Source organism: Klebsiella sp. K4 (assembly GCF_014596785.2).
GTDB classification, from domain to species: domain Bacteria; phylum Pseudomonadota; class Gammaproteobacteria; order Enterobacterales; family Enterobacteriaceae; genus Klebsiella; species Klebsiella pneumoniae.
The window spans coordinates 29,346-53,231 of the sequence record NZ_CP115022.1; the positions used below are offsets into that span (position 1 = coordinate 29,346).

At 51.0% G+C, this 23,886-nt stretch carries 18 protein-coding genes and 11 pseudogenes; 14 read left to right on the forward strand and 15 right to left on the reverse strand.

What is annotated here, in order from left to right:
- Position 1: 1 nt before the first annotated feature.
- Positions 2-838 (reverse strand): annotated as a pseudogene (locus IB144_RS26250) (IS5 family transposase); the annotation flags it as partial.
- Positions 839-857: 19 nt separating this feature from the next.
- On the opposite strand from IB144_RS26250, the gene IB144_RS26255 reads away from it, so the two are divergent.
- The 4 genes and pseudogenes from IB144_RS26255 to IB144_RS26270 all read left to right on the forward strand — a co-directional run bounded on the left by IB144_RS26255 (position 858) and on the right by IB144_RS26270 (position 2,665).
- Positions 858-1,043, forward strand: a complete 186-nt coding sequence (locus tag IB144_RS26255; RefSeq protein ID WP_071953846.1) for a DUF2188 domain-containing protein — start codon at positions 858-860, stop codon at positions 1,041-1,043.
- Between the two features lie 99 nt (positions 1,044-1,142).
- Positions 1,143-1,655, forward strand: a pseudogene (locus tag IB144_RS26260) (DUF4113 domain-containing protein); the annotation flags it as partial.
- A 99-nt stretch (positions 1,656-1,754) separates the two neighbouring features.
- On the forward strand, positions 1,755-2,198 hold the full coding sequence (locus tag IB144_RS26265) for an antitoxin Xre/MbcA/ParS toxin-binding domain-containing protein (RefSeq protein WP_023288274.1): 444 nt from the start codon (positions 1,755-1,757) through the stop codon (positions 2,196-2,198).
- A complete protein-coding gene (locus IB144_RS26270) occupies positions 2,195-2,665 on the forward strand; it encodes an RES family NAD+ phosphorylase (RefSeq protein ID WP_004144067.1) in 471 nt (156 codons plus the stop codon). Before IB144_RS26265 ends, IB144_RS26270 begins: the two co-directional genes overlap by 4 nt.
- A 109-nt stretch (positions 2,666-2,774) precedes the next feature.
- On the opposite strand, the gene IB144_RS26275 is transcribed toward IB144_RS26270, so the two are convergent.
- The 4 genes and pseudogenes from IB144_RS26275 to IB144_RS26290 form a co-directional block, all read right to left on the reverse strand.
- The gene (locus IB144_RS26275; RefSeq protein WP_149358982.1) at positions 2,775-3,035 is read right to left on the reverse strand and encodes a hypothetical protein; all 261 of its coding nucleotides are present in this window, start codon (positions 3,033-3,035) and stop codon (positions 2,775-2,777) included.
- A gap of 718 nt (positions 3,036-3,753) precedes the next feature.
- A pseudogene (locus IB144_RS26280) lies at positions 3,754-4,053 on the reverse strand (integrase core domain-containing protein); the annotation flags it as partial.
- A 58-nt stretch (positions 4,054-4,111) separates the two neighbouring features.
- Positions 4,112-5,080 carry an IS5-like element IS903B family transposase gene (locus tag IB144_RS26285; RefSeq protein ID WP_000654804.1) on the reverse strand — a complete coding sequence of 323 codons (969 nt, stop codon included), beginning with the start codon at positions 5,078-5,080 and terminating at the stop codon, positions 4,112-4,114.
- 367 nt (positions 5,081-5,447) lie between these two features.
- Positions 5,448-6,236: an arylamine N-acetyltransferase gene (locus IB144_RS26290; RefSeq protein WP_023288270.1), complete on the reverse strand. Its 789-nt coding sequence runs from the start codon at positions 6,234-6,236 to the stop codon at positions 5,448-5,450.
- 98 nt (positions 6,237-6,334) lie between these two features.
- Here IB144_RS26290 and IB144_RS26295 point away from each other — a divergent pair, with 98 nt between their 5' ends.
- On the forward strand, positions 6,335-7,771 hold the full coding sequence (locus IB144_RS26295; RefSeq protein ID WP_149358977.1) for a PLP-dependent aminotransferase family protein: 1,437 nt from the start codon (positions 6,335-6,337) through the stop codon (positions 7,769-7,771).
- A 161-nt stretch (positions 7,772-7,932) separates the two neighbouring features.
- Here the strand turns inward: IB144_RS26295 and IB144_RS26300 are convergent.
- From IB144_RS26300 to IB144_RS26315, 4 genes and pseudogenes are all read right to left on the reverse strand, one after another.
- Positions 7,933-8,292, reverse strand: a pseudogene (locus tag IB144_RS26300) (LysR substrate-binding domain-containing protein); the annotation flags it as partial.
- Positions 8,293-8,498: 206 nt separating this feature from the next.
- Positions 8,499-9,092: pseudogene (locus tag IB144_RS26305) on the reverse strand (IS66 family transposase zinc-finger binding domain-containing protein); the annotation flags it as partial.
- A gap of 48 nt (positions 9,093-9,140) precedes the next feature.
- Positions 9,141-9,488, reverse strand: a complete 348-nt coding sequence (gene tnpB, locus IB144_RS26310; protein ID WP_149358976.1) for an IS66 family insertion sequence element accessory protein TnpB — start codon at positions 9,486-9,488, stop codon at positions 9,141-9,143.
- On the reverse strand, positions 9,485-9,823 hold the full coding sequence (locus tag IB144_RS26315; RefSeq protein WP_023288266.1) for a transposase: 339 nt from the start codon (positions 9,821-9,823) through the stop codon (positions 9,485-9,487). The genes tnpB and IB144_RS26315 overlap by 4 nt, the downstream gene beginning before the upstream one ends.
- 113 nt (positions 9,824-9,936) lie before the next feature.
- Between IB144_RS26315 and IB144_RS26320 the strand changes: the two are divergent.
- The 4 genes and pseudogenes from IB144_RS26320 to IB144_RS26335 all read left to right on the forward strand — a co-directional run.
- Positions 9,937-10,374: pseudogene (locus IB144_RS26320) on the forward strand (DDE-type integrase/transposase/recombinase); the annotation flags it as partial.
- A 204-nt stretch (positions 10,375-10,578) separates the two neighbouring features.
- Positions 10,579-10,890 carry a type II toxin-antitoxin system HigB family toxin gene (locus IB144_RS26325; protein ID WP_011251285.1) on the forward strand — a complete coding sequence of 104 codons (312 nt, stop codon included), beginning with the start codon at positions 10,579-10,581 and terminating at the stop codon, positions 10,888-10,890.
- Positions 10,887-11,306: a helix-turn-helix domain-containing protein gene (locus IB144_RS26330; RefSeq protein WP_011251286.1), complete on the forward strand. Its 420-nt coding sequence runs from the start codon at positions 10,887-10,889 to the stop codon at positions 11,304-11,306. Before IB144_RS26325 ends, IB144_RS26330 begins: the two co-directional genes overlap by 4 nt.
- 146 nt (positions 11,307-11,452) lie before the next feature.
- Complete coding sequence (locus tag IB144_RS26335) at positions 11,453-12,421, forward strand: IS5 family transposase (protein WP_181578647.1); 969 nt, start codon at positions 11,453-11,455, stop codon at positions 12,419-12,421.
- 54 nt (positions 12,422-12,475) lie between these two features.
- Here IB144_RS26335 and IB144_RS26340 read toward each other — a convergent pair.
- From IB144_RS26340 to mobI, 4 genes and pseudogenes are all read right to left on the reverse strand, one after another.
- Positions 12,476-12,847 (reverse strand): annotated as a pseudogene (locus IB144_RS26340) (transposase); the annotation flags it as partial.
- A 1-nt stretch (position 12,848) separates the two neighbouring features.
- Positions 12,849-13,214: a hypothetical protein gene (locus IB144_RS26345; protein ID WP_228725304.1), complete on the reverse strand. Its 366-nt coding sequence runs from the start codon at positions 13,212-13,214 to the stop codon at positions 12,849-12,851.
- Between the two features lie 13 nt (positions 13,215-13,227).
- On the reverse strand, positions 13,228-14,016 hold the full coding sequence (locus tag IB144_RS26350) for a hypothetical protein (protein WP_023288262.1): 789 nt from the start codon (positions 14,014-14,016) through the stop codon (positions 13,228-13,230).
- A 20-nt stretch (positions 14,017-14,036) separates the two neighbouring features.
- Complete coding sequence (gene mobI, locus IB144_RS26355; protein ID WP_223168865.1) at positions 14,037-14,657, reverse strand: conjugative transfer protein MobI(A/C); 621 nt, start codon at positions 14,655-14,657, stop codon at positions 14,037-14,039.
- 419 nt (positions 14,658-15,076) lie between these two features.
- On the opposite strand from mobI, the gene IB144_RS26360 reads away from it, so the two are divergent.
- From IB144_RS26360 to IB144_RS26375, 4 genes and pseudogenes are all read left to right on the forward strand, one after another.
- A complete protein-coding gene (locus tag IB144_RS26360) occupies positions 15,077-15,646 on the forward strand; it encodes a hypothetical protein (protein ID WP_223168864.1) in 570 nt (189 codons plus the stop codon).
- Between the two features lie 1,056 nt (positions 15,647-16,702).
- A pseudogene (locus tag IB144_RS26365) lies at positions 16,703-17,200 on the forward strand (IS5 family transposase); the annotation flags it as partial.
- A pseudogene (locus IB144_RS26370) lies at positions 17,175-17,702 on the forward strand (DUF969 family protein); the annotation flags it as partial. The pseudogenes IB144_RS26365 and IB144_RS26370, both read left to right, overlap by 26 nt.
- A 2-nt stretch (positions 17,703-17,704) precedes the next feature.
- Positions 17,705-17,925 (forward strand): annotated as a pseudogene (locus IB144_RS26375) (DNA polymerase V subunit UmuC); the annotation flags it as partial.
- A 92-nt stretch (positions 17,926-18,017) separates the two neighbouring features.
- On the opposite strand, the gene IB144_RS26380 reads toward IB144_RS26375, so the two are convergent.
- Positions 18,018-18,986 (reverse strand): IS5-like element IS903B family transposase, encoded by a 969-nt coding sequence (locus tag IB144_RS26380; RefSeq protein WP_004099053.1) that lies wholly within the window; start codon positions 18,984-18,986, stop codon positions 18,018-18,020.
- A 19-nt stretch (positions 18,987-19,005) separates the two neighbouring features.
- Here IB144_RS26380 and IB144_RS26385 point away from each other — a divergent pair, with 19 nt between their 5' ends.
- A complete protein-coding gene (locus tag IB144_RS26385) occupies positions 19,006-19,134 on the forward strand; it encodes a TOBE domain-containing protein (RefSeq protein ID WP_130972266.1) in 129 nt (42 codons plus the stop codon).
- Positions 19,135-19,140: 6 nt separating this feature from the next.
- On the opposite strand, the pseudogene IB144_RS26390 reads toward IB144_RS26385, so the two are convergent.
- Positions 19,141-23,372, reverse strand: a pseudogene (locus tag IB144_RS26390) (sulfite reductase subunit alpha).
- Between the last annotated feature and the right edge of the window lie 514 nt (positions 23,373-23,886).

Here is a 23,886-nt window from a genome sequence, read left to right on the forward strand (position 1 = left end):
CCCGGTACATCGCCGTTTCCGCTATCGAGCGACGGTTGTAATCTGTTGTCCATTTCCACCGCGCATTACTCCCGGTCATTCGCTGATTAGCCACTGCACGGTTACGGTCTGCATATTCACCGGGCCAGTAACCCGCACCTTTTCGGGGTGGGATAAGCGCGCTGATTTTCTTACGCCGCAGTTCATCGTGACAGAGCCGGGTGTCGTAAGCGCCGTCTGCCGATGCTGCCCTGATTTTTCTGTGAGTCTGCCGGATAAGACCCGGGAAGGCTTCTGAGTCCGTCACATTGTTCAGCGACAGGTCAGCGCAGATGATTTCATGTGTTTTACTGTCAACGGCGAGATGCAGCTTACGCCAGATACGGCGGCGTTCCTGGCCATGCTTTTTGACTTTCCACTCGCCTTCACCGAAGACCTTCAGCCCGGTGGAATCAATTACCAGGTGTGCGATTTCACCCCGGGTGGGCGTTTTGAAACTGACATTAACCGACTTTGCCCGCCTGCTGACACAGCTGTAATCCGGGCAGCGTAGCGGAACGTTCATCAGAGAAAAAATGGAATCAATAAAGCCCTGCGCAGCGCGCAGGGTCAGCCTGAATACGCGTTTAATGACCAGCACAGTCGTGATGGCAAGGTCAGAATAGCGCTGAGGTCTGCCTCGTGAAGAAGGTGTTGCTGACTCATACCAGGCCTGAATAGCTTCATCATCCAGCCAGAAAGTTATGGAGCCACGGTTGATGAGGGCTTTATTGTAGGTGGGCCAGTTGGTGATTTTGAACTTTTGCTTTGCCACGGAACGGTCTGCGTTGTCGGGAAGATGCGTGATCTGATCCTTCAACTCAGCAAAAGTTCGATTTATTCAACAAAGCCGTGGAGAGGGTAATGAACGGGTAACATCTACCCATCGTACACAACAGGAAGCAATAGATGCGGCTCGTTCAATCTCCCGCAATCAGGAAAGTGAACTGGTTATTCATCGACCAAATGGACAAATCAGAGATAGAGACTCCCATGGAAAAGATCCATTCCCCCCTAAAGGATGAGAAGTGAGGAAAAAAAAGGCTATGCAGCCTCTTTTTTCTATCAATTTCAATAGAAAGCCTAATCTGTTCATTTAATGAGCACAATCTTTTTCTTGATGTTTCGGGCAGCGTATAACAACGTATGAATCCATGCGGCAGGCAATTTGCCAATATGCTGAACGTGCTGCGGAAAAATTGCGCCAGGAACGTCAGTACTGCGGTCAGGTATCAGCTTTCATAAAAACCTCGACTTTTTCAAAACATGAACCCTATTACAGCAAAGTCTCCAGCGAACAGCTCTGCATTCCATCACGTGATACGCGGGACATTATCGCGGCGGCGGGCCGGGCTCTGGATAAAATCTGGAAAGACGGACATAACTATGCAAAGGCGGGAGTCATGCTCAACGATTTCCGTCCCTGCGGAGTTACCCAGCTATCGTTATTTGATGAAGGGAGGTCGTATGCAAACAGTGACGCGCTCATGAACGTACTGGATACGATAAACAACTCAGGCAAAGGCAAAGTATGGTTTGCCGGTCGGGGCATCGCACCGGCGTGGTCAATGAAGAGAGATATGCTCTCTCCAGCCTACACAACGAGGTGGGACTCGATACCGATCGCTACACTCTGAGTATCGCAATCAGGAAAAATGCCTTCCGTCTGCTGGTGGTTGATATTTGCTCTGGTGTTACCATTTGGGTATAATGAAAATACCAAATGGAGGTTTGCTATGAAAACATTTAGTTTGTCCTCAACTCCAGCCAGACCACAGCGCCTCTGGCAGGTTGCCGGGTTAAATAATGCTGATGGCGTAGCGCTTCTGGGCCAAATAAATGAAGGTCTGGACGGGAAGGTGGCGAACCGGATAACTGACTGGGCCAGAATAACCCAGAATGACCTGAGAAAAATGTCCGGTATCCCGTCAACCACATTTAGCCGCAGTGTGAAGGCACGTTTTAACCCGGAACAAAGTGAACGTCTGGTACGTATTATCCGCGTCATTGATCGGGTGGTAGATTTGTTTGAAGGCGACAGGGAAGCCGCACAGAAGTGGTTGAACGAACCTAACCGGGCATTGAGCTGGAAAGTGCCAGCAGACCTGATGGCATCCGAAACTGGAGCCTATGAGGTCATTAAGCTGATTACGCGTCTGGAGCATGGGGTGTACTCGTGATCCTCTACAGGCTGACGAAAACAAAGTATCTTTCTACGGCCTGGACCGGATATGGTGCGAAAGAGGCTGGTGGGCGCTGGAATAGCGTGGGGGTGTCAATGGTATATGTCTCCGAAACGGCTTCACTAACGATGCTGGAGACGCTGGTACACCTGCATGCGGCACAGATAATGGACTCTTTCACGCTACTGAGTATCGATGTGCCTGATGAACTGATCCAAAGCGCAAACATGGATGAATTACCGGACAACTGGGCTGATGAGGATGCGCCTCAGGAACTGGCTGATTACGGAGATGCCTGGTCATTTACCAGGAGCTCGGTTGCACTGCGTGTTCCCTCAGCCTTATCGCCGGTAGAGTTCAATTATCTGTTAAATCCTGAGCACCCTGAGTTTTACGGGATCGTGCAGAAGGCTCAACAGATACCGTTCCGGTTTGATAGTCGTCTTAAACCTGACAGGAAGTGAAGCAAAGGAGGAGAGGGCGTTGTCATGATGCCTGGCGCTCCTGTCCGGTGTCACATAAAAAAGCCCGTCAGCGGCGGGCAAAGACTACACACAGCTATTACAGGATGATTCAGGCAGTTTCTTCGTAAACGTTGTAATCCAGCTTTGCTCCACTGTAATTCTGCAGGCTACGGGCTTTATTCATCGCGCAACTGAACGCATTCGAACGAGCGCCTGCACTCCCATTATGCCCATAGCGGGCAATTTCATACGGTTTCTCATAACTGCTTTCTTCCAGCACAATAAAGGCTCCCGGTTCACTGGTCAGCAATTCGAAACCAAGACCTGCGGCCTTTGTATTCCTTAGCTGGTAATATGCAGTGAGTGTCATAATTGATTCCTTAAAATAATACCGATACAAAGATATTTCTACAGGCATTGTTGAGCCTGTAAAATTGCTGATAGTTCAGAGTGACTGTAAGTAATAATAACTTATTCAAGTGGCGCGTCAATTGGCTAAATAACCTTACCTTCATTAAATTTTGAAAGAAATACAATCAGGAAAAGTGACTTTAAAAATCTCTTTCGGATATGACGCTACTGATATCTGATATTGCCTGGAGAATTTTGTCATAGGCGTAGACCTCTATTTGGGCGTAAATCTTCAATCTGGTAGCTGAGTCGTTTGGTTAACATCAGACATGGGCGCAGCCGGCGAACAAGGGGGTTGTTCTGGCACTACATTGCGTCTGCACAGAACCGCTACACTGGACGGCGCAGAAGTGGTAACCGGAGCATATCGACTGAGGGGAAAATTCATGACTGAACTCCAGCAGATGCCGGGATGCAGGGCAGAAACACGGCGGAAACCATCTTAAAAGTTATTAACTTACCAGCTTATTAGCCCTGGGAGGATGGGAGTAAACACGGTATAATGGTGTCGGCGCTTGAGGCTTTTTGCCTCATGATGTTTGAGTGTTTTGATGTTGTGAGGCAGAAAGAAGAAAGCCCCGTAGGACGTTAATTTTCATTAACCAACCACACGAGGCCATCTGCTTGACTAGACACCAACAGAGTAGCCTCTTAGCTGCCGTAAGGCAAGGAGATGTATGGGTCCACCACATATTGCAATTTTTACTCTCACGTAAAATATAGTCCACTGGCGTCATCAGTTCGAGTGATTTATGTGGCCTTTTGCTGTTATACAGCACCAGATATTCAGCCATTCTTTGATTAAACAAATTCAGGTCCTCAAAAAGCAACAATTCATTGAATTCAAAAAATTGTTCTCTAAGTGTCCGGTTAAATCGCTCACAGGTCGCATTCATTTTCGGTGTGTACGGATAGGTCCAGATGTGTTTAATCGAGGCTTCCTGTAGCGTTTTATCAAAGTTACCGAGGAACTCCTTACGGCTTTGTTGAATAAATCAGATTTCGGGTAAGTCTCCCCCGTAGCGGGTTGTGTTTTCAGGCAATACGCACGCTTTCAGGCATACCTGCTTTCGTCATTTTGTTCAGCGCTCGTACCAGGGCCATAGCCTCCGCAACCTGACCATCGTAGTCACGCAGCGTCAGTGAACCCCCGAACAGCTGTTTTACCCGGTACATCGCCGTTTCCGCTATCGAGCGACGGTTGTAATCTGTTGTCCATTTCCACCGCGCATTACTCCCGGTCATTCGCTGATTAGCCACTGCACGGTTACGGTCTGCATATTCACCGGGCCAGTAACCCGCACCTTTTCGGGGAGGGATAAGCGCGCTGATTTTCTTACGCCGCAGTTCATCGTGACATAGCCGGGTGTCGTAAGCGCCATCGGCGGCGGCTGACCTGATTTTCCGGTGGGTTTGCCGGATTAACCCGGGGAAGGCCTCTGAGTCCGTAACGTTGTTCAGCGACAGGTCAGCGCAGATGATTTCATGTGTTTTACTGTCAACGGCGAGATGCAGCTTACGCCAGATACGGCGGCGTTCCTGGCCATGCTTTTTGACTTTCCACTCGCCTTCACCGAAGACCTTCAGCCCGGTGGAATCAATTACCAGGTGTGCGATTTCACCCCGGGTGGGCGTTTTGAAACTGACATTAACCGACTTTGCCCGCCTGCTGACACAGCTGTAATCCGGGCAGCGTAGCGGAACGTTCATCAGAGAAAAAATGGAATCAATAAAGCCCTGCGCAGCGCGCAGGGTCAGCCTGAATACGCGTTTAATGACCAGCACAGTCGTGATGGCAAGGTCAGAATAGCGCTGAGGTCTGCCTCGTGAAGAAGGTGTTGCTGACTCATACCAGGCCTGAATAGCTTCATCATCCAGCCAGAAAGTTATGGAGCCACGGTTGATGAGGGCTTTATTGTAGGTGGGCCAGTTGGTGATTTTGAACTTTTGCTTTGCCACGGAACGGTCTGCGTTGTCGGGAAGATGCGTGATCTGATCCTTCAACTCAGCAAAAGTTCGATTTATTCAACAAAGCCTAGTGATGGTCATAACGAATCCCTCCGGGGCTATGTTTACCCCATGATTGCACAAGAGTTAATCAGGCGCATATCCAGGGGAAGTCCCTTCCATTCGTTAAGGTGATTTTTGGTACCTCTGAGCTATGGAAAAGCTTGACCACTTTGACAGGCAGCTTTGAGCGAAAAGCAGGCATTGATTACCTGCTCAATGAATGGTCAATTAGCATCGGTGTTGCAACTGAAATAAAACTAAATCCAGACCCTCATTTGTGAATGACTAGTCTGCGACAGGCGTGCCAGCCAGCCCTCTGTCTATTTCATTAGAATAAAAAGAGGGAAGGCTGTACTCAGGATTAAGCGCTCTTCCCGATGTATTGCGGTACAGGCAGAGCAAAGCGATTTTTCAGGGCCAGGGCAATACCGTCATCCATCAGTTGTTGCGTTTCGATACCCTCTGCGGTGATCGTCTTCAGCAAATTACCTAGCAAAATCAGGCGACCCTCGGGGGCGTGCTGCACGATCAGTAACTTTTGCACAAAGATGGCATCAGGGTGGGTGGAATTGAGGTAGTTGGCCGGGACGAAATCAATCCACTCCTGGGGGGACAGATCAAAACTGTATTGATTAGCCCATGCACCCTCCACCTTCGCTTGTAGCAGATACTCGTTATTAACGTCACGGATAAGTCGGAAAGTGTCGAAATCCTGTTCGATATCGGTATCTGTCATGTCTATAGCGAGCGGCGCGCGAATACCATAGCTGCCGAACCCTAGATCGCAAAGCCACAGGCGATCATCAACTTCAGCAATTAATGCCATATGCGTTTTCGGTCGGCGTGCCGGGTAGAACATCGGGCGAGCGGCAACGAAACGGTAGGTAATACCTAAAGCGTCCAATGCCATTGCAAATAGCCCATTAACCTCATAGCAGTATCCGCCACGACCTCGATGTAGCAGTTTATCTGCAATGTCTTCGGGTACCAGGGATACGACTTTGCCAGCCTGTACATCCAGATTCTCGAAGGGCACCGAAAAGAGTTGATGACGCATGAGCGCGTGCAGCGTGGCGGTATCGGCGGCTGCATGCCCGGTGTAGTTTATGCGACGGAAATAAGCAGAAAGATCGAAGTTATCGCTATGCATAATGCCTCCTTGATTGAGCGGGTTCGGCACCACTATAGAAGGGCCACATCATTGTCTGTATAGTCAGATCTATCGAAAATCAGACTGTACAGTTCGCAATGTCCGCTCCACGTCTGTTGTCCCCACATTACCGCCGGATTGCTGAAATGCTGCGCCTTACCCTTGCATCAGGTGTATTGCGAGTCGGCGACAGGATGATCTCCGCACGTAAACTGGCCGAACGAGAGCAGGTTAGCCTCCCAACGGCACTGGAAGCACTCCGTTGTCTCGAGGCCGAGGGCCTGATTGTAGCGCGTCCGCGTTCGGGCTACTTCGTTTGCCAGATAAACACATCTCAGAACATGCCGTCTTCCCAGGATTTACCTGGCCCAGTTCCCGTGACAATGTCAGCAGTAGCCCGTTCACTATTTAGTAGCGCAGAAGCCCGTCTGGTGCCACTTGGTGCAGCGCTGCCCGATCCAATATGGTTGCCAACAAACACGCTACAGCGGGCGCTACAGACTGCAACCCGCCGCCTTGACGCGCACGGGCAGAGCTACAGCCTGCCGCCGGGAAGGGCAGACCTGCGCAGAAATATAGCCGTACGCGCTGCACAGTGGGGAGCCCGTTTTGGTTCGGATGATCTCGTCATCACGGCTGGAGCGACGCAAGCACTGCGTCTGGCTCTGCGGGCTGTATGTCAGCCAGGTGACGTAGTGGCAATTGAGCAACCTGCCTACTTCGGTACGCTCCTGCTGCTTGAGGACTTAGGCCTCAAGGCATTGCAAATCCCCACGGATCCTGCTGAAGGCTTGTTGCTGGCATCTCTGGATGAAGCTATTCAGCGTCACCGTCCCGCAGCCGTGCTGGCTTCGCCCACGGTGCAAAACCCACTCGGTGCCAGTATGCCCGTCACCCGTAAGCAGGAACTTGTTGCTCTGATTGAACGTGCAGGCATCCCTTTAATTGAGGACGATGTGTATGGTGATCTGGCCGGTGAAGGGCAGCGTCCTCCGGCCTGCAAGGCGTTCGACCAGAGCGGGAGTGTGATCTACTGCAGTTCATTATCCAAAACCCTTGCCCCGGGCTGGAGAATCGGGTGGGTTGCGGCAGGACGCTATCACACTCAGGTATTGCAGGCTCGCATGGCCGGGGATTGGGCTGGCGCACCGCTGCTTGAGGCTGCCGCGAGCAATATACTGGCAAGTGGGGACTACGATCGTCATTTACGACGCTTGAAGTTCCGGATATCAGAGGGGGTACAAGCCGTTATCGCCCGGGTCAAGGCAAGCTTCCCACAGGGCACTCGTGTTACCGTGCCGACAGCCGGTTTCTTGTTGTGGATAGAACTCCCGCATCCGCTGAATTCATTGGTGGTACACCGTCGCGCGCTGGCGCTGGGCATTGGTGTCAGTCCTGGCCTCCTGTTTTCCCCAGGGGCCGAGTTTCAGAACTTCCTGAGGTTAAATTGTGCGAATGAACCCTCGTCCATGCTGCTCAATGCAGTTGAAAAGATCGGTGCGCTTTGTCATGAACTGGCAGGTCAGCGCAAATAACGAATGCCTGCCTAAGTCCAGACTTAAAAAATATAAACATGGGACTGTGGGGCCGCACTACTATAGGCCAGGAAAAACCCCATACTATGAATCACTCGCAGAGCATTTAACCAATGGGTTGCATCCATCGGTTGAACTCACAGCGAGGAGCGGACGGAATGTCATCGTTCAGCATTGAGGCTGGTGAGAGTATTAATTTCAGCAAGCAGCCAGCGTTCAAAACTTTCCAGCGCAGCCTCATTGATCCCCGTTTCCGTCGGTTTTACTAAACAGAATTTTTTGCTCAGGCATCCTGAGGCTGGCCAGGGCGAAACGAGCATACCGCAACGCAATTCATTCTCGACATACATACGCGGAACCAATGCTACGCCTTGTCCTGCGATGACGGCAGCGATGGCCATTTCATGTAGATCGTACCGCACACCCTGAGCTGGATTATCAAGGTGTATTCCACATTCCCGGGCATAGTGATGCCACGCATCAGGGTTCTGTCTACGGTGAATACGCGGAAGTTCGTTTAAAGGGTTTGAGGTCCAACCGTACGAAAACGTACGGTAAGAGATAAACACATGTCTGAAAAATCGATTTGTAGACAACAATGTCCGATAAATGCCATTTATTGATTAAAAACACGCCGTCTTAAGCGATTTTTCTGCGTCTATTATGTTTATATATCAGATAGTTACTTCACTAACGTACGTTTTCGTTCCATTGGACTTCAGACCCCGTACAGCGGGGTGTGCTCTGCATACTTTGAACTCAGCACGCGGGCCAGCAGCCCCGGTCCTGCGATACCCCGCTCGATGGGCCGTGAAGGCGCGGGGGCCTGCACGATGGCATCGCACTGAATACAGGCATGCTTTTCACGTACTGTCCGGATAACCCGGAAGGCGCTGCGCATCAGCTCCAGCTGTTCAGCGGCATCCTCACCCAGGTAACTCAGCGCACCACCACACTCCGGGCAGCAGGAACCCGCTGGCCGCAGGCGTTTTTCATCGCGGGGGAGTGATTCGGGGAACGGTTTGCGGGTGCGGATCTGACGCAGAGTGCGCTGTACTGCCGGGTCATCCACCCGACCGGTCAGCGTATCGCTCTCTTTCTGAAGCCGGTTCAGATCGGCTTCCATTTGTGCGATACGGCGGGAGACTTTTTCGGAACGGCTGCCGAAGTTCATCCGGCGAAGTTTATCCAGCTGCGCCTGCAGATGGTCTATTTCGCGTTCACGCTCGTGCAGTTTTTCCTGCAGGGCACGATTCAGCGCCTCCTGTTCGGCAAGGAGACGTTTCAGTTCATCGATATCGTCAGGACGTGAGCTGTTCATACCGGATATATTACCAGGCTCATTCAGCGTCGACCAGGATAAAGAGGCCTACAACATAGTCAGTGACGTAAGCAGTCTTTTAGGCTGCCGCCAGTCGATACCTTCAAGGAGCATCGCCAGCTGTGCCGGTGTGAGGAACACTTTGCCATCGCAAGCTGACGGCCAGGCGAAGTGCCCGCGCTCCAGCCGTTTGGTCAGCAGGCACAGCCCGTCGCCGGTGGACCACAGAAGTTTAACCTGACTGCCGCTGCGGCCCCGGAAGATGAAGACATGGCCGGACATCGGTTCGTCTTTCAGCGCCGTCTGCACCTTTGCCGCCAGGCCGTTGAAGCCGTTTCTCATATCGGTAATACCGGCAACCAGCCAGATTTTGGTGCCTGTTGTTAGCGGGATCATCGCTTCAGTTCCTGTATCAGCAGTGTCAGAAGCTTTTCGCTGACAGTGCCGTTGAGGCGGAGTGTCCCGTGCCGGAACGTTACCTCACAGCTGATGCTGAGCTCTGAGTCCTCAGCGGGCGGTTCTGGTTGTACGGCGGTGGCATCGAGAGTCACAGGAAGTAACTGAGGACTCTCAGAGGAAGGTAATAGCAGCTTTCCCTCGCGCCACTGCTGGCGCCATTTAAAGAGCAGATTGGCATTAATGCCATTTTCAAGCGCCAGTTTTGAGATGTTAAACTCAGGAGAATAATTAGGGCAGCCTTTACGCCTGCCGGGAGTCATATTTTTCTGCATATCTGACACTTTGGTTCCCACTACTTATTTGGTGGACACCACTTTGTCGGATGCTTCAGATTATGACCAGACGGTTCACGCTGTACGCTTACTCAGAAACTGACGACATGGCGGTGATCAATGCCAAACGCGTATACCGCATCATGCGTCAGAATGCGCTGCTGCTTGAGCGTAAACCGGAAATACCGCCCTCGAAGCGGGCGCATACAGGGAAAGTGGCCGTTGGAGAAAGTAACCAGCGGTGGTGCTCTGACGGCTTCGAGTTCAGCTGTGATAACGATGAAAAACTGCGGGTCACGTTCGCTCTGGACTGTTGCGATCGCGAGGCACTTTACTGGGCGGCCAGTAACGGTGGATATGACAGTGAAACCGTGCAGGACGTCATGCTGGGTGCCGTGGAGCGTCGCTTCGGTAACAGCCTGCCGACATCCCCCGTTGAGTGGCTGACAGACAACGGTTCAGCCTACCGTTCTTATCAGACGCGTCAGTTCGCCAGAATGGTAGGACTGGAGCCTAAACATACGGCGGTACGTAGCCCGGAAAGCAACGGGGAGCAGGTCACCTCCTGCTTTTGGCTTAACTCGTCGGTTAGCCACGCATCAAAACGGCCCATATGCCCTTAAGGTCCACTCTATTCAGGTTAAGTGGGGATTTTGGCGAGGTTGTGAAATGCAAAGGTAACGTTCACATATTGTAAACGGCAAAGAGCGATGCTATAATGTTCACATAATGTAAACGGATGGAACGACCGCAAGATGCACGTAATTTCAAAAGAGCCTTTTGAGGAAGCGGCAAAGCGATATCCCAACGATTCGTTAGCCATTCGGGCGTTGTACCGCTTAGTGCGCGAGACGGACTTCTCTTCTCCAGCTGAGATGCTAACTCTGATACCGAGCCTGGATAATTTTAAGTACAGGAATAAGTGGTGGGTTTTGGATGTAGGGGGCAACAACTTGAGGGTTATCGCCTATATCAATTTCGTAAATAAGCGCTTTTACGTGAAGCACATCGCAACCCACGCTGATTACGACAAGTTGACCCGCTATTACAGGGAGAACAAAGAATGATTACCGACACTGCAAAAGCCATTGAAGCAACCAAACAACTCGTAGCTGCCGTCCCCTTCCTAGGGGGCAGTTCTTCCGAGAGCGATTACCGCGAAGCGATGGAGCTGGTGGATTATCTGATCGAGAACGACGACGAGAACCCACTTATTGACTTCCTGGCGAGTAAGATTGCCGACTATGAAGATAACAGCCCTCGTTTCGCTGAGTTCAACAAAGCTATTGCTGAAATACCAGTCGGCGTTGCACTTCTGCGAACCCTGATTGACCAGCACAAGCTGTCTTATTCAGACCTTAAGGATGAGATCGGATCTAAATCATTGGTCAGCCAAATCCTGTCAGGGCAGCGCTCTTTGACCATCACTCACATAAAAGCTCTTTCCGCGCGCTTCGGTGTAAAACCTGAGTGGTTCCTATAACCGAAAGATATAACTAAATCACCTGATGGTGATTTAGTTATGATTAATTTCATTTGTAAGGAAGCTTCCATGTCAGACGAAGTAGTAAAGCCAGGGAATGAAGAGGCTCTTAGTGGCTTTGTTGAATAAATCGAACTTTTGCTGAGTTGAAGGATCAGATCACGCATCCTCCCGACAACACAGACCATTCCGTGGCAAAGCAAAAGTTCAGAATCACCAACTGGTCCACCTACAACAAAGCTCTCATCAACCGTGGCTCCCTCACTTTCTGGCTGGATGATGGGGCGATTCAGGCCTGGTATGAGTCGGCAACGCCTTCATCACGAGGAAGGCCCCAGCGCTATTCTGATCTCGCCATCACCACCGTTCTGGTGATTAAACGCGTATTCCGGCTGACCCTGCGGGCTGCGCAGGGTTTTATTGATTCCATTTTTGCCCTGATGAACGTTCCGTTGCGCTGCCCGGATTACACCAGTGTCAGTAAGCGGGCAAAGTCGGTTAATGTCAGTTTCAAAACGTCCACCCGGGGTGAAATCGCACACCTGGTGATTGATTCCACCGGGCTGAAGGTCTTTGGTGAAGGCGAATGGAAAGTCAGAAAGCACGGCAAAGAGCGCCGTCGTATCTGGCGAAAGTTGCATCTTGCTGTTGACAGCAACACACATGAAGTTGTCTGTGCAGACCTGTCGCTGAATAACGTCACGGACTCAGAAGCCTTCCCGGGCCTTATCCGGCAGACTCACAGAAAAATCAGGGCAGCCGCGGCAGACGGGGCTTACGACACCCGGCTCTGTCACGATGAACTGCGCCGCAAAAAAATCAGCGCGCTTATTCCTCCCCGAAAAGGAGCAGGTTACTGGCCCGGTGAGTACGCAGACCGCAACCGTGCCGTTGCTAATCAGCGGCTGAGCGGAAGCAATGCACGGTGGAAATGGACAACGGAATATAACCGTCGCTCGATAGCGGAAACGGCAATGTACAGAATGAAGCAGTTGTCGGGAGATTCACTGATGCTGCGTGACTACGATGGTCAGGTAGCGGAAGCTATGGCCATGGTGCGTGCGTTGAACAGGATGACAAAGGCTGGGATGCCAGAAAGCGTGCGTATTGCCTGAAAATCCAGCCAGCTACAGGGTCGTTCGCACGAAATCTTATTTATTCAACAAAGCCGTTTTGAAACTGACATTAACCGACTTTGCGCGCCTGCTGACACTGGTGTAATCCGGGCAGCGCAACGGAACATTCATCAGTGTAAAAATGGAATCAATAAAACCCTGTGCAGCCCGCAGGGTCAGCCGGAATACGCATTTAATGACCAGAACGGTGGTGATGGCGAGATCAGAATAGCGCTGAGGTCTTCCCCGTGATGAAGGCGTTGCCGACTCATACCAGGCCTGAATAGCTTCATCATCCAGCCAGAAAGTTATGGAGCCACGGTTGATGAGGGCTTTATTGTAGGTGGGCCAGTTGGTGATTTTGAACTTTTGCTTTGCCACGGAACGGTCTGCGTTGTCGGGAAGATGCGTGATCTGATCCTTCAACTCAGCAAAAGTTCGATTTATTCAACAAAGCCGACGCAGGTAAAAGATATATCCAGCGTGTATATTCCATCAATGGCTTAATGACCAGATTAGTGAAGGTATAGGCCTCCTCACTCAGGTCTGAATTTGGCAAACCGATATACATATTAATTTCCTGTAACCGGTTAGCATGTACAGATAGAATCTCACGCTCTGAAAAGAGTGTTATACCCGCAGGCTTACTTGGACAATCAAGATAGCTTTGCACATCCTTGTTAGGCGTGTGCGGGATATCGTACTCATCATCTGTATAAAAAACAATATCGTGGTCAGGCCCTCCGAAGAGGGCGACCCTAATTTTTAAAAAAATCCTGGATATAATACTCATATCAACCTGTGAGTTATTGTACCGAAACAGGAGTAGCAGAAGGCTGTGTTTTGTCAGATGGTTTACCGGTGCCAGCTGCTGCTTCTGGTTTTAATGTCGGCTCACTGCCAGCATCAGCAGAACTGTCACTGTGACCGGACTGAACAGGGGCTTTAGTTTCGAGACTGGCAATATAAAGTTCCACCGATTTAAACCGCTTAATGTACTGAATGAATGGCAATGCGTCGTATTTTCCATTCACGCGGTTTTCAGCGTTCAGTATTTTAGTTATGTTGTCCATCGCAACCCGCAGTGAGCTCAGGAGTTGCAGGATAATTCGGTCATGAACCTGTTGTGATATCTGACCGTATAACCACAACTGATGTGCCTGACGAGTCAGGACGTTGATGGTCTGGATAATATCCAGCAATTTATAGGTCATTGGGTGGTTCCAGCGAATTTCAAATTCACCATAGTCGAACCCTTCGAATGAAGAATCATCCAGAGGCAGTCGGGCGACATTTTTGTCAATCTGCTCTTTGAAGGTATTTACATTACCCGACAGTTCTTCGTAAACACCGGAGAGCCATTTCTGAACTTTAGTGCTTGTCGCCTGGTCACCTTCTACCAGGCGGAAAATATTATAAATGGCATTGGAGATGGCGTTAAACTGGCGCAGGCAGGCTCTGTTTTTTTCATGAAAGTGCGTATAGAACTCACTTGAAAGTGGCTTTAGTTTTGAAATGACCATCCCTAACGGTCGGTTATTGCCAGTGTTTCGTTGATTGCGCGGTTCAGTTTTTGGGGATGCGTTGTCAGCCATTATATTAACCTCTTCAGTTTTTACAGTCTTTTGATGTCGGCCAGTTTTCGTTGATGGAATTCCGCGAGGAGATCACGGATTGGTTTAATTTTGTTTTCTGTTTCCTGGATCATCTCCAGTTCCCAGTCCAGAGCATTTTTAAAACAACTAACGCTGTATCCTCCGAGTTTAGGTTTAACAACCACGCCATGATGTTCAATTTTGTTTTTGAACCTGGGCGAAAAATCTTTCCATACAATTGTCAGTTTTTGCGACGGTCCAACCTTTCTCAGCACAGGAGCAAAACGACCAGGTATAAACCTTCCCCCGTTTGCATACGTGGTCTGGGATATCAGTTGGTTTCGTGCCTTCCAGGCCTCCCAGTATTCATCCAGAATTTTAGAAGCCTCCGATTTCAGTAACTCGATATAGCGAACCGAGTTCTCGATAACGATTTCCTGATGTGCCGTAATTATCGGGTTCATATCAACTCCTCCAGCAACACAGACTACAGGAATCCAAACAGATTTTTCTGAACTAACAAGGGCGTTTGCATTTTTTTTTAAAATTTTTTTGTGCTCATGCCGTCGGCTAAAAAAAGTAACTTTTTTGTGAGCACGTCCAACAACCTCTGCCTGTGGCCCGCACGGTGTGCGATCCATCCCCGGAAAACCACTTCACGCAAACTTGGAGATAGAAAAAGTAACTTTTTTGCTAACCAGTAATAGGTACCCTTATACATAAGTAACTATTTGCAAAAAAAGTACTAATGAAAGTGTAGGATTCCAGTCCTGCCATTAGTACCTTTCACAGGAAAAAGTACTAATGAAAATCTATCCTCATTAGTACTTTTTTGATGAAAAGGTACTAATGAAACCGAGCGAAACTGTGCAGTTTCTATAAAAAGTGCCTAATGTTATAAGTACCAGTACAAGGTAAAAGGACAGTGATTTTTTATAATTTAGTATCTAATAATATTAGTACTTGTTTTTTTTGGGTAGTATCTCTAAGATGGCTTTGATATAATAACAGCCCTTAAGTAACCGTATGTAGCGCGATTTAAAAGTACTCTGGAGAGCGTATGGACGTACAACCCAACGAACAGACTGACACGGTCATTAAGGCGTTTCTCCGCTCGGAGTTGCAGTTGATACGTAGTCAGAAAAAACTACTCAGTGTGTTGCCTCGTGATCTCGCGTCGGACTACCGCTATATACCGGAGAACCTGCTGGAGCGTTTTTTCCATCCCGCCACTGATGCGCGTCTAAATAGAATTGCCCTGTCAGAAGCCAGACCAGGTAGCCTGCTAGTTCCCCGTGTCAACGGGAAGCCTGTTTTATGGGATGAGTTAATAAAATTAATCCTGGATGACTCTCAGTTACTGAAGTTTGAAACGTACGGCAGACCTTTTGACAGTACCGAGATGAAAACAAATGAGCCATCCGAATTATTGAGCGGGAAGCAGTCTGTTTATAAACTCGTCGATATTGAGTTATTCAGGAAAAACATCGTCTCTATACAGATGAATTTCCTGGTCAATCTATGGAGTCTGGCCAGATTTAAACCAGCTTATGTCAGGGCTTATTTGGCCCTGTCTAATGACGCTTTCAGATACTCCTCGATACAGAAATGTCCGCCTTTGTGGAGGTGACAAATGTGGTTCTCTTTCCCCGGTTTATAACCTATGATACCGGACGACGTGATCACAAAGTATATGCATGAGGTTACGAGATTATGGCTGATGTTCTGGAAGGTTTCATCCCCATGCGAAATATGAAAAACTTACGGTTCGAATTTTCTCTTAAAGATTCATATGAGAAGATTAAATTATTTTGGCGATGTCTGGATGTTATATGAATTAACAGACTTCACATCCTTGATATTGTAATTTGATTAAGGTTAACTCAGGATGGAAAATAAAAGTGTCCGAGCATGCTTCGTTAAAGTTAAGTTTTCTGAAAACATGAAGTGGTTTTTCCTGCCGGTCGACAGAACAGGACCAGATATACGTTAAGGAGAATGCGAATAATGGGCTTAAAAAAAGAGCGAAGTAAGCTAGTTAAATAGTCTGATAAGTGCAATAAAGTTAGTGTAATTTGATGCCAATAAATATCAAATAATAGTTCTGCATGGTCGTAAAGTTGTCGATAGTTTGGAGTGGATAAAAGGGACAAATACAAAAAAAGGGTAGGTAAATGGCTCGGTGAAAAATACGCCATGTTGCTCTAAAGTGTCGTTGTGAACAATGCTATTCACATTTTCGGATATGACACGTAAAACCCTACAGAATCAATAAGAGAAATGTATTTTAATATAATTGTTGATTTTTTAATAAATGCGGGCATACGCTGGAATACTACTCACCCAAAGTCAATAGGGCTGTTGAAATTCTCGGCGGGATACCGGAAGCTGACTGTAAAGACTATTTCCTGCCATGTAAAAAGCCCTTCATACATGCACCGGACAGGTATTATTCCTGCCCAACATGCAGTGCAAAAAAATGACAAGTTGCTATTATGCGTTATTCTCAGTCCTTTGTTCCCTTTGAATAAAAATAATTAATAATACATGGAAAATCAGCTTTACACACCGCAAGTATCATCTGCCATATCACTTTTGTATCGACGGGAGGCTTTGTTGAATAAATCGAACTTTTGCTGAGTTGAAGGATCATATCACGCATCTTCCCGACAACGCAGACCGTTCCGTGGCAAAGCAAAAGTTCAAAATCACCAACTGGCCCACCTACAATAAAGCCCTCATCAACCGTGGCTCCATAACTTTCTGGCTGGATGATGAAGCTATTCAGGCCTGGTATGAGTCGTCAACGCCTTCATCACGGGGAAGACCTCAGCGCTATTCTGACCTTGCCATCACGACTGTGCTGGTCATTAAACGCGTATTCAGGCTGACCCTGCGCGCTGCGCAGGGTTTTATTGATTCCATTTTTACACTGATGAATGTTCCGTTGCGCTGCCCGGATTACACCAGTGTCAGCAGGCGCGCAAAGTCGGTTAATGTCAGTTTCAAAACGTTCACCCGAGGTGAAATCGCGCATCTGGTGATTGATTCCACCGGGCTGAAGGTCTTCGGTGAAGGCGAGTGGAAAGTCAAAAAGCATGGCCAGGAACGCCGCCGTATCTGGCGTAAGCTGCATCTCGCCGTTGACAGTAAAACACATGAAATCATCTGCGCTGACCTGTCGCGTGGTTATTGGTTTTGCATTGCGCTTCAACCCGCTGCTGGTGGTCGTGGTAACGGGGCTGGCGACGGGTTTGCTGGTCGGTATGGATTTCGGCATGCTGCTGGAAACCTTCGGTGAGAAGTTCGTGAAGAGCCGTTCGCTGGCCACCTTCATTCTGATCCTACCTGACATTGGTCTGCTGGAGTATTACGGGCTTAAGGAGCGCGCCCAGGCCTGGGTGGCGAAGATCGCTAGTGCCACTTCGGCGCGTATTCTGATGCTTTATTTTGTTGCGCGTGAAGCCACGGCCGCGCTGGGGCTGATGTCGTTGGGCGGCCATGTCCAGACGGTGCGTCCGCTGCTGGCCTCGATGGCCGAAGGAGCGGCGCTGAACGAATACGGCGAAGTCCCACAGCATATTCGCGACAAAATCAAAGCCCATGCCGCCGCGTGTGACAACATCGCAGTTTTCTTCGGAGAAGATATCTTTATTGCTTTTGGCGCAGTGCTGCTAATTGACGCGTAATGGGCATAACCACTGCGCTAGAGCTGGCTAGGGCAAATCCTGTATTCATAAGATGAAACTTCACCGTAGTTCTTGAACGAACAGTGAGGGAACTACGGGGGAAAGTTGTATCGACCTGAAGGATGCCCCACCACAAAAACAACAGATAATATGCAGCAGAAGTTTTGGGCAGCGTATAACAACGTATGAATCCATGCGGCAGGCAATGTGCCAGTATGCTTAACGTGCTGCGGAAAACTTGCACCAGGAACGTCAGGGCTTTGTTGAATAAATCAGATTTCGGGTAAGTCTCCCCCGTAGCGGGTTGTGTTTTCAGGCAATACGCACGCTTTCAGGCATACCTGCTTTCGTCATTTTGTTCAGCGCTCGTACCAGGGCCATAGCCTCCGCAACCTGACCATCGTAGTCACGCAGTGTCAGTGAACCTCCGAACAGCTGTTTTACCCGGTACATCGCCGTTTCCGCTATCGAGCGACGGTTGTAATCTGTTGTCCATTTCCACCGCGCATTACTCCCGGTCATTCGCTGATTAGCCACTGCACGGTTACGGTCTGCATATTCACCGGGCCAGTAACCCGCACCTTTTCGGGGTGGGATAAGCGCGCTGATTTTCTTACGCCGCAGTTCATCGTGACAGAGCCGGGTGTCGTAAGCGCCGTCTGCCGATGCTGCCCTGATTTTTCTGTGAGTCTGCCGGATAAGACCCGGGAAGGCCTCTGAGTCCGTAACGTTGTTCAGCGACAGGTCAGCGCAGATGATTTCATGTGTTTTACTGTCAACGGCGAGATGCAGCTTACGCCAGATACGGCGGCGTTCCTGGCCATGCTTTTTGACTTTCCACTCGCCTTCACCGAAGACCTTCAGCCCGGTGGAATCAATTACCAGGTGTGCGATTTCACCCCGGGTGGGCGTTTTGAAACTGACATTAACCGACTTTGCCCGCCTGCTGACACAGCTGTAATCCGGGCAGCGTAGCGGAACGTTCATCAGAGAAAAAATGGAATCAATAAAGCCCTGCGCAGCGCGCAGGGTCAGCCTGAATACGCGTTTAATGACCAGCACAGTCGTGATGGCAAGGTCAGAATAGCGCTGAGGTCTTCCCCGTGATGAAGGCGTTGCCGACTCATACCAGGCCTGAATAGCTTCATCATCCAGCCAGAAAGTTATGGAGCCACGGTTGATGAGGGCTTTATTGTAGGTGGGCCAGTTGGTGATTTTGAACTTTTGCTTTGCCACGGAACGGTCTGCGTTGTCGGGAAGATGCGTGATCTGATCCTTCAACTCAGCAAAAGTTCGATTCATTCAACAAAGCCAATCGGTGAGTGCGATCATCACCAATACCAGCGCAACCGAGTTGAACCTGAAAGAAGGCGATGCAGCCTGTGCCTTATTTAAGGCACCCAGTGTCATTCTGCTAAAAGATGACTGAGGTGTATCAATAGACATCCTTCAAGTAACGCTTGTCTCTCACCAGGTTTTTTACATATTCCTCGGCTTTATCCGCACTCATTTTACCGTGTGACTGCACCACGTCCCGCAACGCAATGTCAACATCCCTGGCCATGCGACTGGCATCGCCGCAGATATAGAAATAGGCCCCTTCTTGCAACCATTGCCACAGGGCATCACCCTGTTCGATCATTCGATGCTGGACGTAAATTTTTTCATGCTGATCTCGGGAAAACGCCGTATCCAGTCGCGTAAGCACTTGCTGTTTCCGGAGTGCTTCCAACTCATCCTGGTAATAGAAATCGGTATCAGCACGCTGCTCACCAAAGAACAGCCAGTTCTTGCCTTTCGCGCCGGTGATCTGCCGTTCCTGTAAAAAACCCCGGAAGGGTGCAATACCGGTGCCGGGTCCCACCATGATTACCGGCCTGTCCGGGTCGGCGGGCAGGCGAAAATGTCCGGATTTCTGCACAAAAATCGGCACCGCTTGCCCGCCGGCGCGATCCGCGAGAAAGCCCGAGCACACGCCGCTGCGCGCCTGGTTCTCGAAGGCATAGCGTATCGTGCCCACGGTGAGATGCACTTGGTCCGGATGCGCTTTGGGGCTGGAGGCAATGGAATACAAGCGGGGCTGCAAGCGTTTGAGTGCGTCGACAAATATCTGCGCGCTCACCCTGATGGGAAAGGCCCGCACAACATCGATGAGCTGACGCCCCCACAACCACTTTTTCAAAGCCGCATTGCTGTCATCCTCCAGCAATGCAACAAGCCGGGGGTTGTCGTTGTGGGCAGCGACGAAACGCAGGAAATCTTTGCTGATGTTGCCGATCTCGTAGTGGCTGGCCAGCGCCTCGGCCAGTGTTATCTCGCCTTTGCCCGAAACCTCCACAGTCTCCTGTTCATTCAGGCTCAGCGCCTGACAAAGCGTGCCGATCTGGGCGGGACAATTGCGCGGCCATACGCCGAGGGCATCGCCCGCTTCATACTGCAGGCCGCTGCCCGTCAGGTCGAAGCCGTATTGCCGCGTGTCCTTGCCCGAACCTTTGCCATTCAGCGGTTGATTGAGCAACAGTTGGCTGGGATAGGGTTGTTTCCGGCTCCACTGCTGGGCGGCGTCCTGTACTTTCGCAGTCGGTACTTTTCCATGGGTGAATTCCGGTACCTCATCGGGATCGTTATCTCCAATCGTTAACACCGGAATTCTTTCGGCGGTTTTGGCCGCTGTTGCCGCACGCGCAAGCGCCTTTGTTACACTGGTAAGCCACTGCCGGGCGCTGTCCTCGAAATCGGGCTCGCAATCCACCCGCGGTATCAGTCGCCGGGCACCCATGGCCTCCAGGCGAGCGTCCAGCTTGCGGCCGAAACCACAGAACTGATCGTAGTTGGAATCGCCAAAGGCCAGCACCGCGAACTCTGTGCTTTCCAGCCGTGCCGGGCTACCGGCCAGCGCGTCCCAGAATGCAGCACCGTTATCCGGTGGATCGCCGTCGCCAAAGGTGCTGGCCAACAGCAGTACACAGCGGCTGGTCGCCAGCATTTCCACATTGGCTCCATCCATGCCCAGCAGTTGCACTTCCATTCCCTGATCCCGCAAGCGGTCACGGCATTGGCCTGCAACGTCCTCGGCATTGCCGGTCTGGGAAGCCCAGAGGACCAGCACTTTCGGTTTTTCCGGCGTGGTGCCAACCTCATCAAAACCCGTTGGCAGCGCAAGATGGTCACTGTCATTCAACCTGGTGCGGGCAAACAAACCGGACAACAGGCCATCGATCAGCAAGCGGCGCTCACGGGCGATAGGCGCTGTGGTGGGCAAGGTCGGCACACCACCCTGTAAGCGACTGGCATCCTGTTGCAAACCAAGTAGGTACCCTTGCAGGTAGAGTTTTTCATCGGGGACTAACGCTATGGAGGGTGGCTCCGCAAGGCCCAATAGTTGAGCCAGAGAGTGAATGACAGTCATATCGAGTTCTCGGGTAAACAGCGCTGGCGCGGAGGCATTCATCGCCGTGCCGGATTGTTGCTGTTGTGTAACATGGATGTTTGCAGTGGGTTTCGGCGGGCTGACGGGGCTCAACGCCACTGCGCTGAATTTGAATTCCGGCTGCTTGGAAATGGGGTCGATTGCATCGCTGGTCACGGCATTGATAGCCAGCTCCTCACCGAACACATCGTTCCAATGAAACGGTGCAAAACAGTTGCCGGGGCGTACCCGGTCGGTGACCACAGCGGGCAAGATGGCGCGGCCCCGGCGGGATCGGATTTCGACCGACGTCTGATCCTGGATGCCCAGGTCGGCCGCATCCTCGGGATGAATTTCAATAAAGGGTCCCGGATTGAGTTTGTTGAGCTTGGGAACCTTGCCGGTTTTGGTCAGCGTGTGCCATTGATGTTGCAGGCGCCCGGTGTTGAGCACGAAAGGAAAATCGCTGTCAGGCATGTCCGCTGGATCGCCATGGGGTCGAGCCAGGAATACCCCCTTGCCGCTTTTCGTGGCAAACACGATACGCGGTCGGCTACCATCCTCATGCACCGCCAGCGTTTGACTGACACCATTGTTCAGGTAACGGATGGGATTGCGGTCACTGGCCGCCTGCGGCGCGCAAGGCCATTGCAATGGGGATTCTCTCAGTGCAGCGTGACTGGCGCCGCGAATGTCATACCCCGTGGCTGGGTTCCAGAATTGTTTGATTTCCTCGAATACCTCGGCAGCGGATGCGTAGCTGAATGCATCCTCGAAGCCCATGGCACAGGCGACTCTGGCGATGATTTGCCAATCGGGCAGGCTCTCGCCGGGGGGCTCCACCGCCTTTTGCATCAGCGTCATATTGCGTTCGGAATTGATCATCACCCCTTCGGCTTCCGCCCACAGCGCGCCCGGCAGCAGAATGTCGGCGTAACGATTGGTTTCCGTGTCCAGAAAGGCATCCTGGGTGATCACCAGTTCCGCCGCCTGCAAACCGGCAATCACGTTCTGGCGATTGGGCACGGTGGCCACCGGATTGGTGCAGATGATCCAGCAGGCCTTGATCCTGCCCGCCATCAGTCTTCGAACATGGCCACGGTGCCGCCACCCACCTCCGTGCGCAGCGTACCCGCGGGAAGCCCCCAGGCGTTTTCGACAAAAACGCGATCCTGTTCCACCAACACTGACCGTTGCCCCGGTAGGCCCGGCCCCATGTAACCCATTTCACGACCACCCATGGCGTTGGGCTGACCGGTGAGGGAGAACGGCCCGGTACCGGGACGGCAGATGGCACCGGTGGCCAGATGCAAGTTGCAGATGGCATTGGTATTCCAGGTGCCATGGGTGCTTTGGTTAAGGCCCATGGTCCAGCAGCTCATCCAGTCCCTGGCGTCGCCGATCAGTTGCGCCGCGGTGCGGATATCGGTCTCCGGCAAGCCGGTAATATCGGCCACTCGCTCCGGCGGATAGTCCTCCAGGAAGGCTGGCATGACATCCCAGCCTTCGGTGAATTCATCAATGAAGGATTGGTCGATGTGGCCATTCGCCACCAGCAGATGCAGCAGGCCATTGAGCAGCGCCAGATCGGTGCCGGGCCTGATCTGTAAATACAGACTGGCCTTTTCCGCCGTGGCATTGCGGCGCGGATCCACGACGATCAGTTTGGCGCCGGCTTTGACCCGATCCATCATGCGCAGGAACAGGATTGGGTGGCAGTCGGCCATATTGGCGCCGATCACAAAGAACAGGTTGGCCTGATCAAAATCCTGATAGGAGCCCGGTGGCCCATCGGCGCCCAGGGACAGCTTGTAGCCGCTGCCGGCGCTGGCCATGCACAGCCGGGAATTCGATTCGATGTTGTTGGTGCGGATGAAGCCTTTGCACAGCTTGTTGGCGAGATACTGGGCCTCCAGGGACATCTGCCCGGACACATACAGCGCCAGCGCATCGGGGCCGTGACTGTCGAGGATGGCGCGCAAGCGGCGGGCGGCCTCGTTGATGGCCGTATCCATGTCGGTGCGCACCGGATCACGTCCGCGCGCCTGGCGGATATAGGCCGCGTCCAGCCGTCCGGATTCGGCAATTGCTTCACCACAGGTAAAACCTTTGGTACAGAGCCGGCCGAAGTTGGTGGGATGGTGTTTGTCGCCACTGACCTTGGTCACCCGGTTATTTTCCACGGCCATCACGATGCCGCAGCCAACCCCGCAGTAAGGGCAAACGCTTTTCGTCGCTTGTTGGCGCTGGGAAGTCATGGCTGCCTCGCTATATAATTAAATATATATCGACATAGCAAGAACTATACCAGAGTAGGTATACAGGCAATGGGGAAGAAAAGTCCGCATTACAGACGATTAAGATCAATGGTGGTGCGAATTTCAATGCGGTAATGGCTGAACATGCGCAAATAATGGGCGTCTTCAGATTACCAGCATGATCTATATTGGTGCTTTTAAGCAGTGCGACGCACCTTATGTGCGCCTTAATGGTAAGAGAAGGGGTCTGAAGCCCAACCGTACGGAAACGTACGCTAACCTTGTGCTTCTTAGCGCCTATCGGGCTAGTCCATAATGATAAACGGAGAGCGAGCTGGTCAGCATCGGCGCAGCCACAGAATCTCGCACCACATAACAGAAAACGCCAATTGACTTTTTTCGCTAAAAGCGTTAAAAATCGCGCATAATCACCTATTCTATTTGATTGGCTTGGTATGCAAAATACGTACGATTCAGATCAGCTGGTTACCCGAGTTAGCTCTGACAATTGCTT

Bases quoted from the DNA above. Each gene is read 5' to 3' on its own strand.
- IB144_RS26265 (WP_023288274.1), top strand. From the start codon at position 1,755: ATGAAAACATTTAGTTTGTCCTCAACTCCAGCCAGACCACAGCGCCTC.
- IB144_RS26275 (WP_149358982.1), bottom strand. From the start codon at position 3,035: ATGACACTCACTGCATATTACCAGCTAAGGAATACAAAGGCCGCAGGT.
- IB144_RS26290 (WP_023288270.1), bottom strand. From the start codon at position 6,236: ATGCATAGCGATAACTTCGATCTTTCTGCTTATTTCCGTCGCATAAAC.
- IB144_RS26295 (WP_149358977.1), top strand. From the start codon at position 6,335: ATGTCCGCTCCACGTCTGTTGTCCCCACATTACCGCCGGATTGCTGAA.
- tnpB (WP_149358976.1), bottom strand. From the start codon at position 9,488: ATGATCCCGCTAACAACAGGCACCAAAATCTGGCTGGTTGCCGGTATT.
- IB144_RS26315 (WP_023288266.1), bottom strand. From the start codon at position 9,823: ATGCAGAAAAATATGACTCCCGGCAGGCGTAAAGGCTGCCCTAATTAT.
- IB144_RS26325 (WP_011251285.1), top strand. From the start codon at position 10,579: ATGCACGTAATTTCAAAAGAGCCTTTTGAGGAAGCGGCAAAGCGATAT.
- IB144_RS26330 (WP_011251286.1), top strand. From the start codon at position 10,887: ATGATTACCGACACTGCAAAAGCCATTGAAGCAACCAAACAACTCGTA.
- IB144_RS26345 (WP_228725304.1), bottom strand. From the start codon at position 13,214: ATGAGTATTATATCCAGGATTTTTTTAAAAATTAGGGTCGCCCTCTTC.
- IB144_RS26350 (WP_023288262.1), bottom strand. From the start codon at position 14,016: ATGGCTGACAACGCATCCCCAAAAACTGAACCGCGCAATCAACGAAAC.
- mobI (WP_223168865.1), bottom strand. From the start codon at position 14,657: ATGGATCGCACACCGTGCGGGCCACAGGCAGAGGTTGTTGGACGTGCT.
- IB144_RS26360 (WP_223168864.1), top strand. From the start codon at position 15,077: ATGGACGTACAACCCAACGAACAGACTGACACGGTCATTAAGGCGTTT.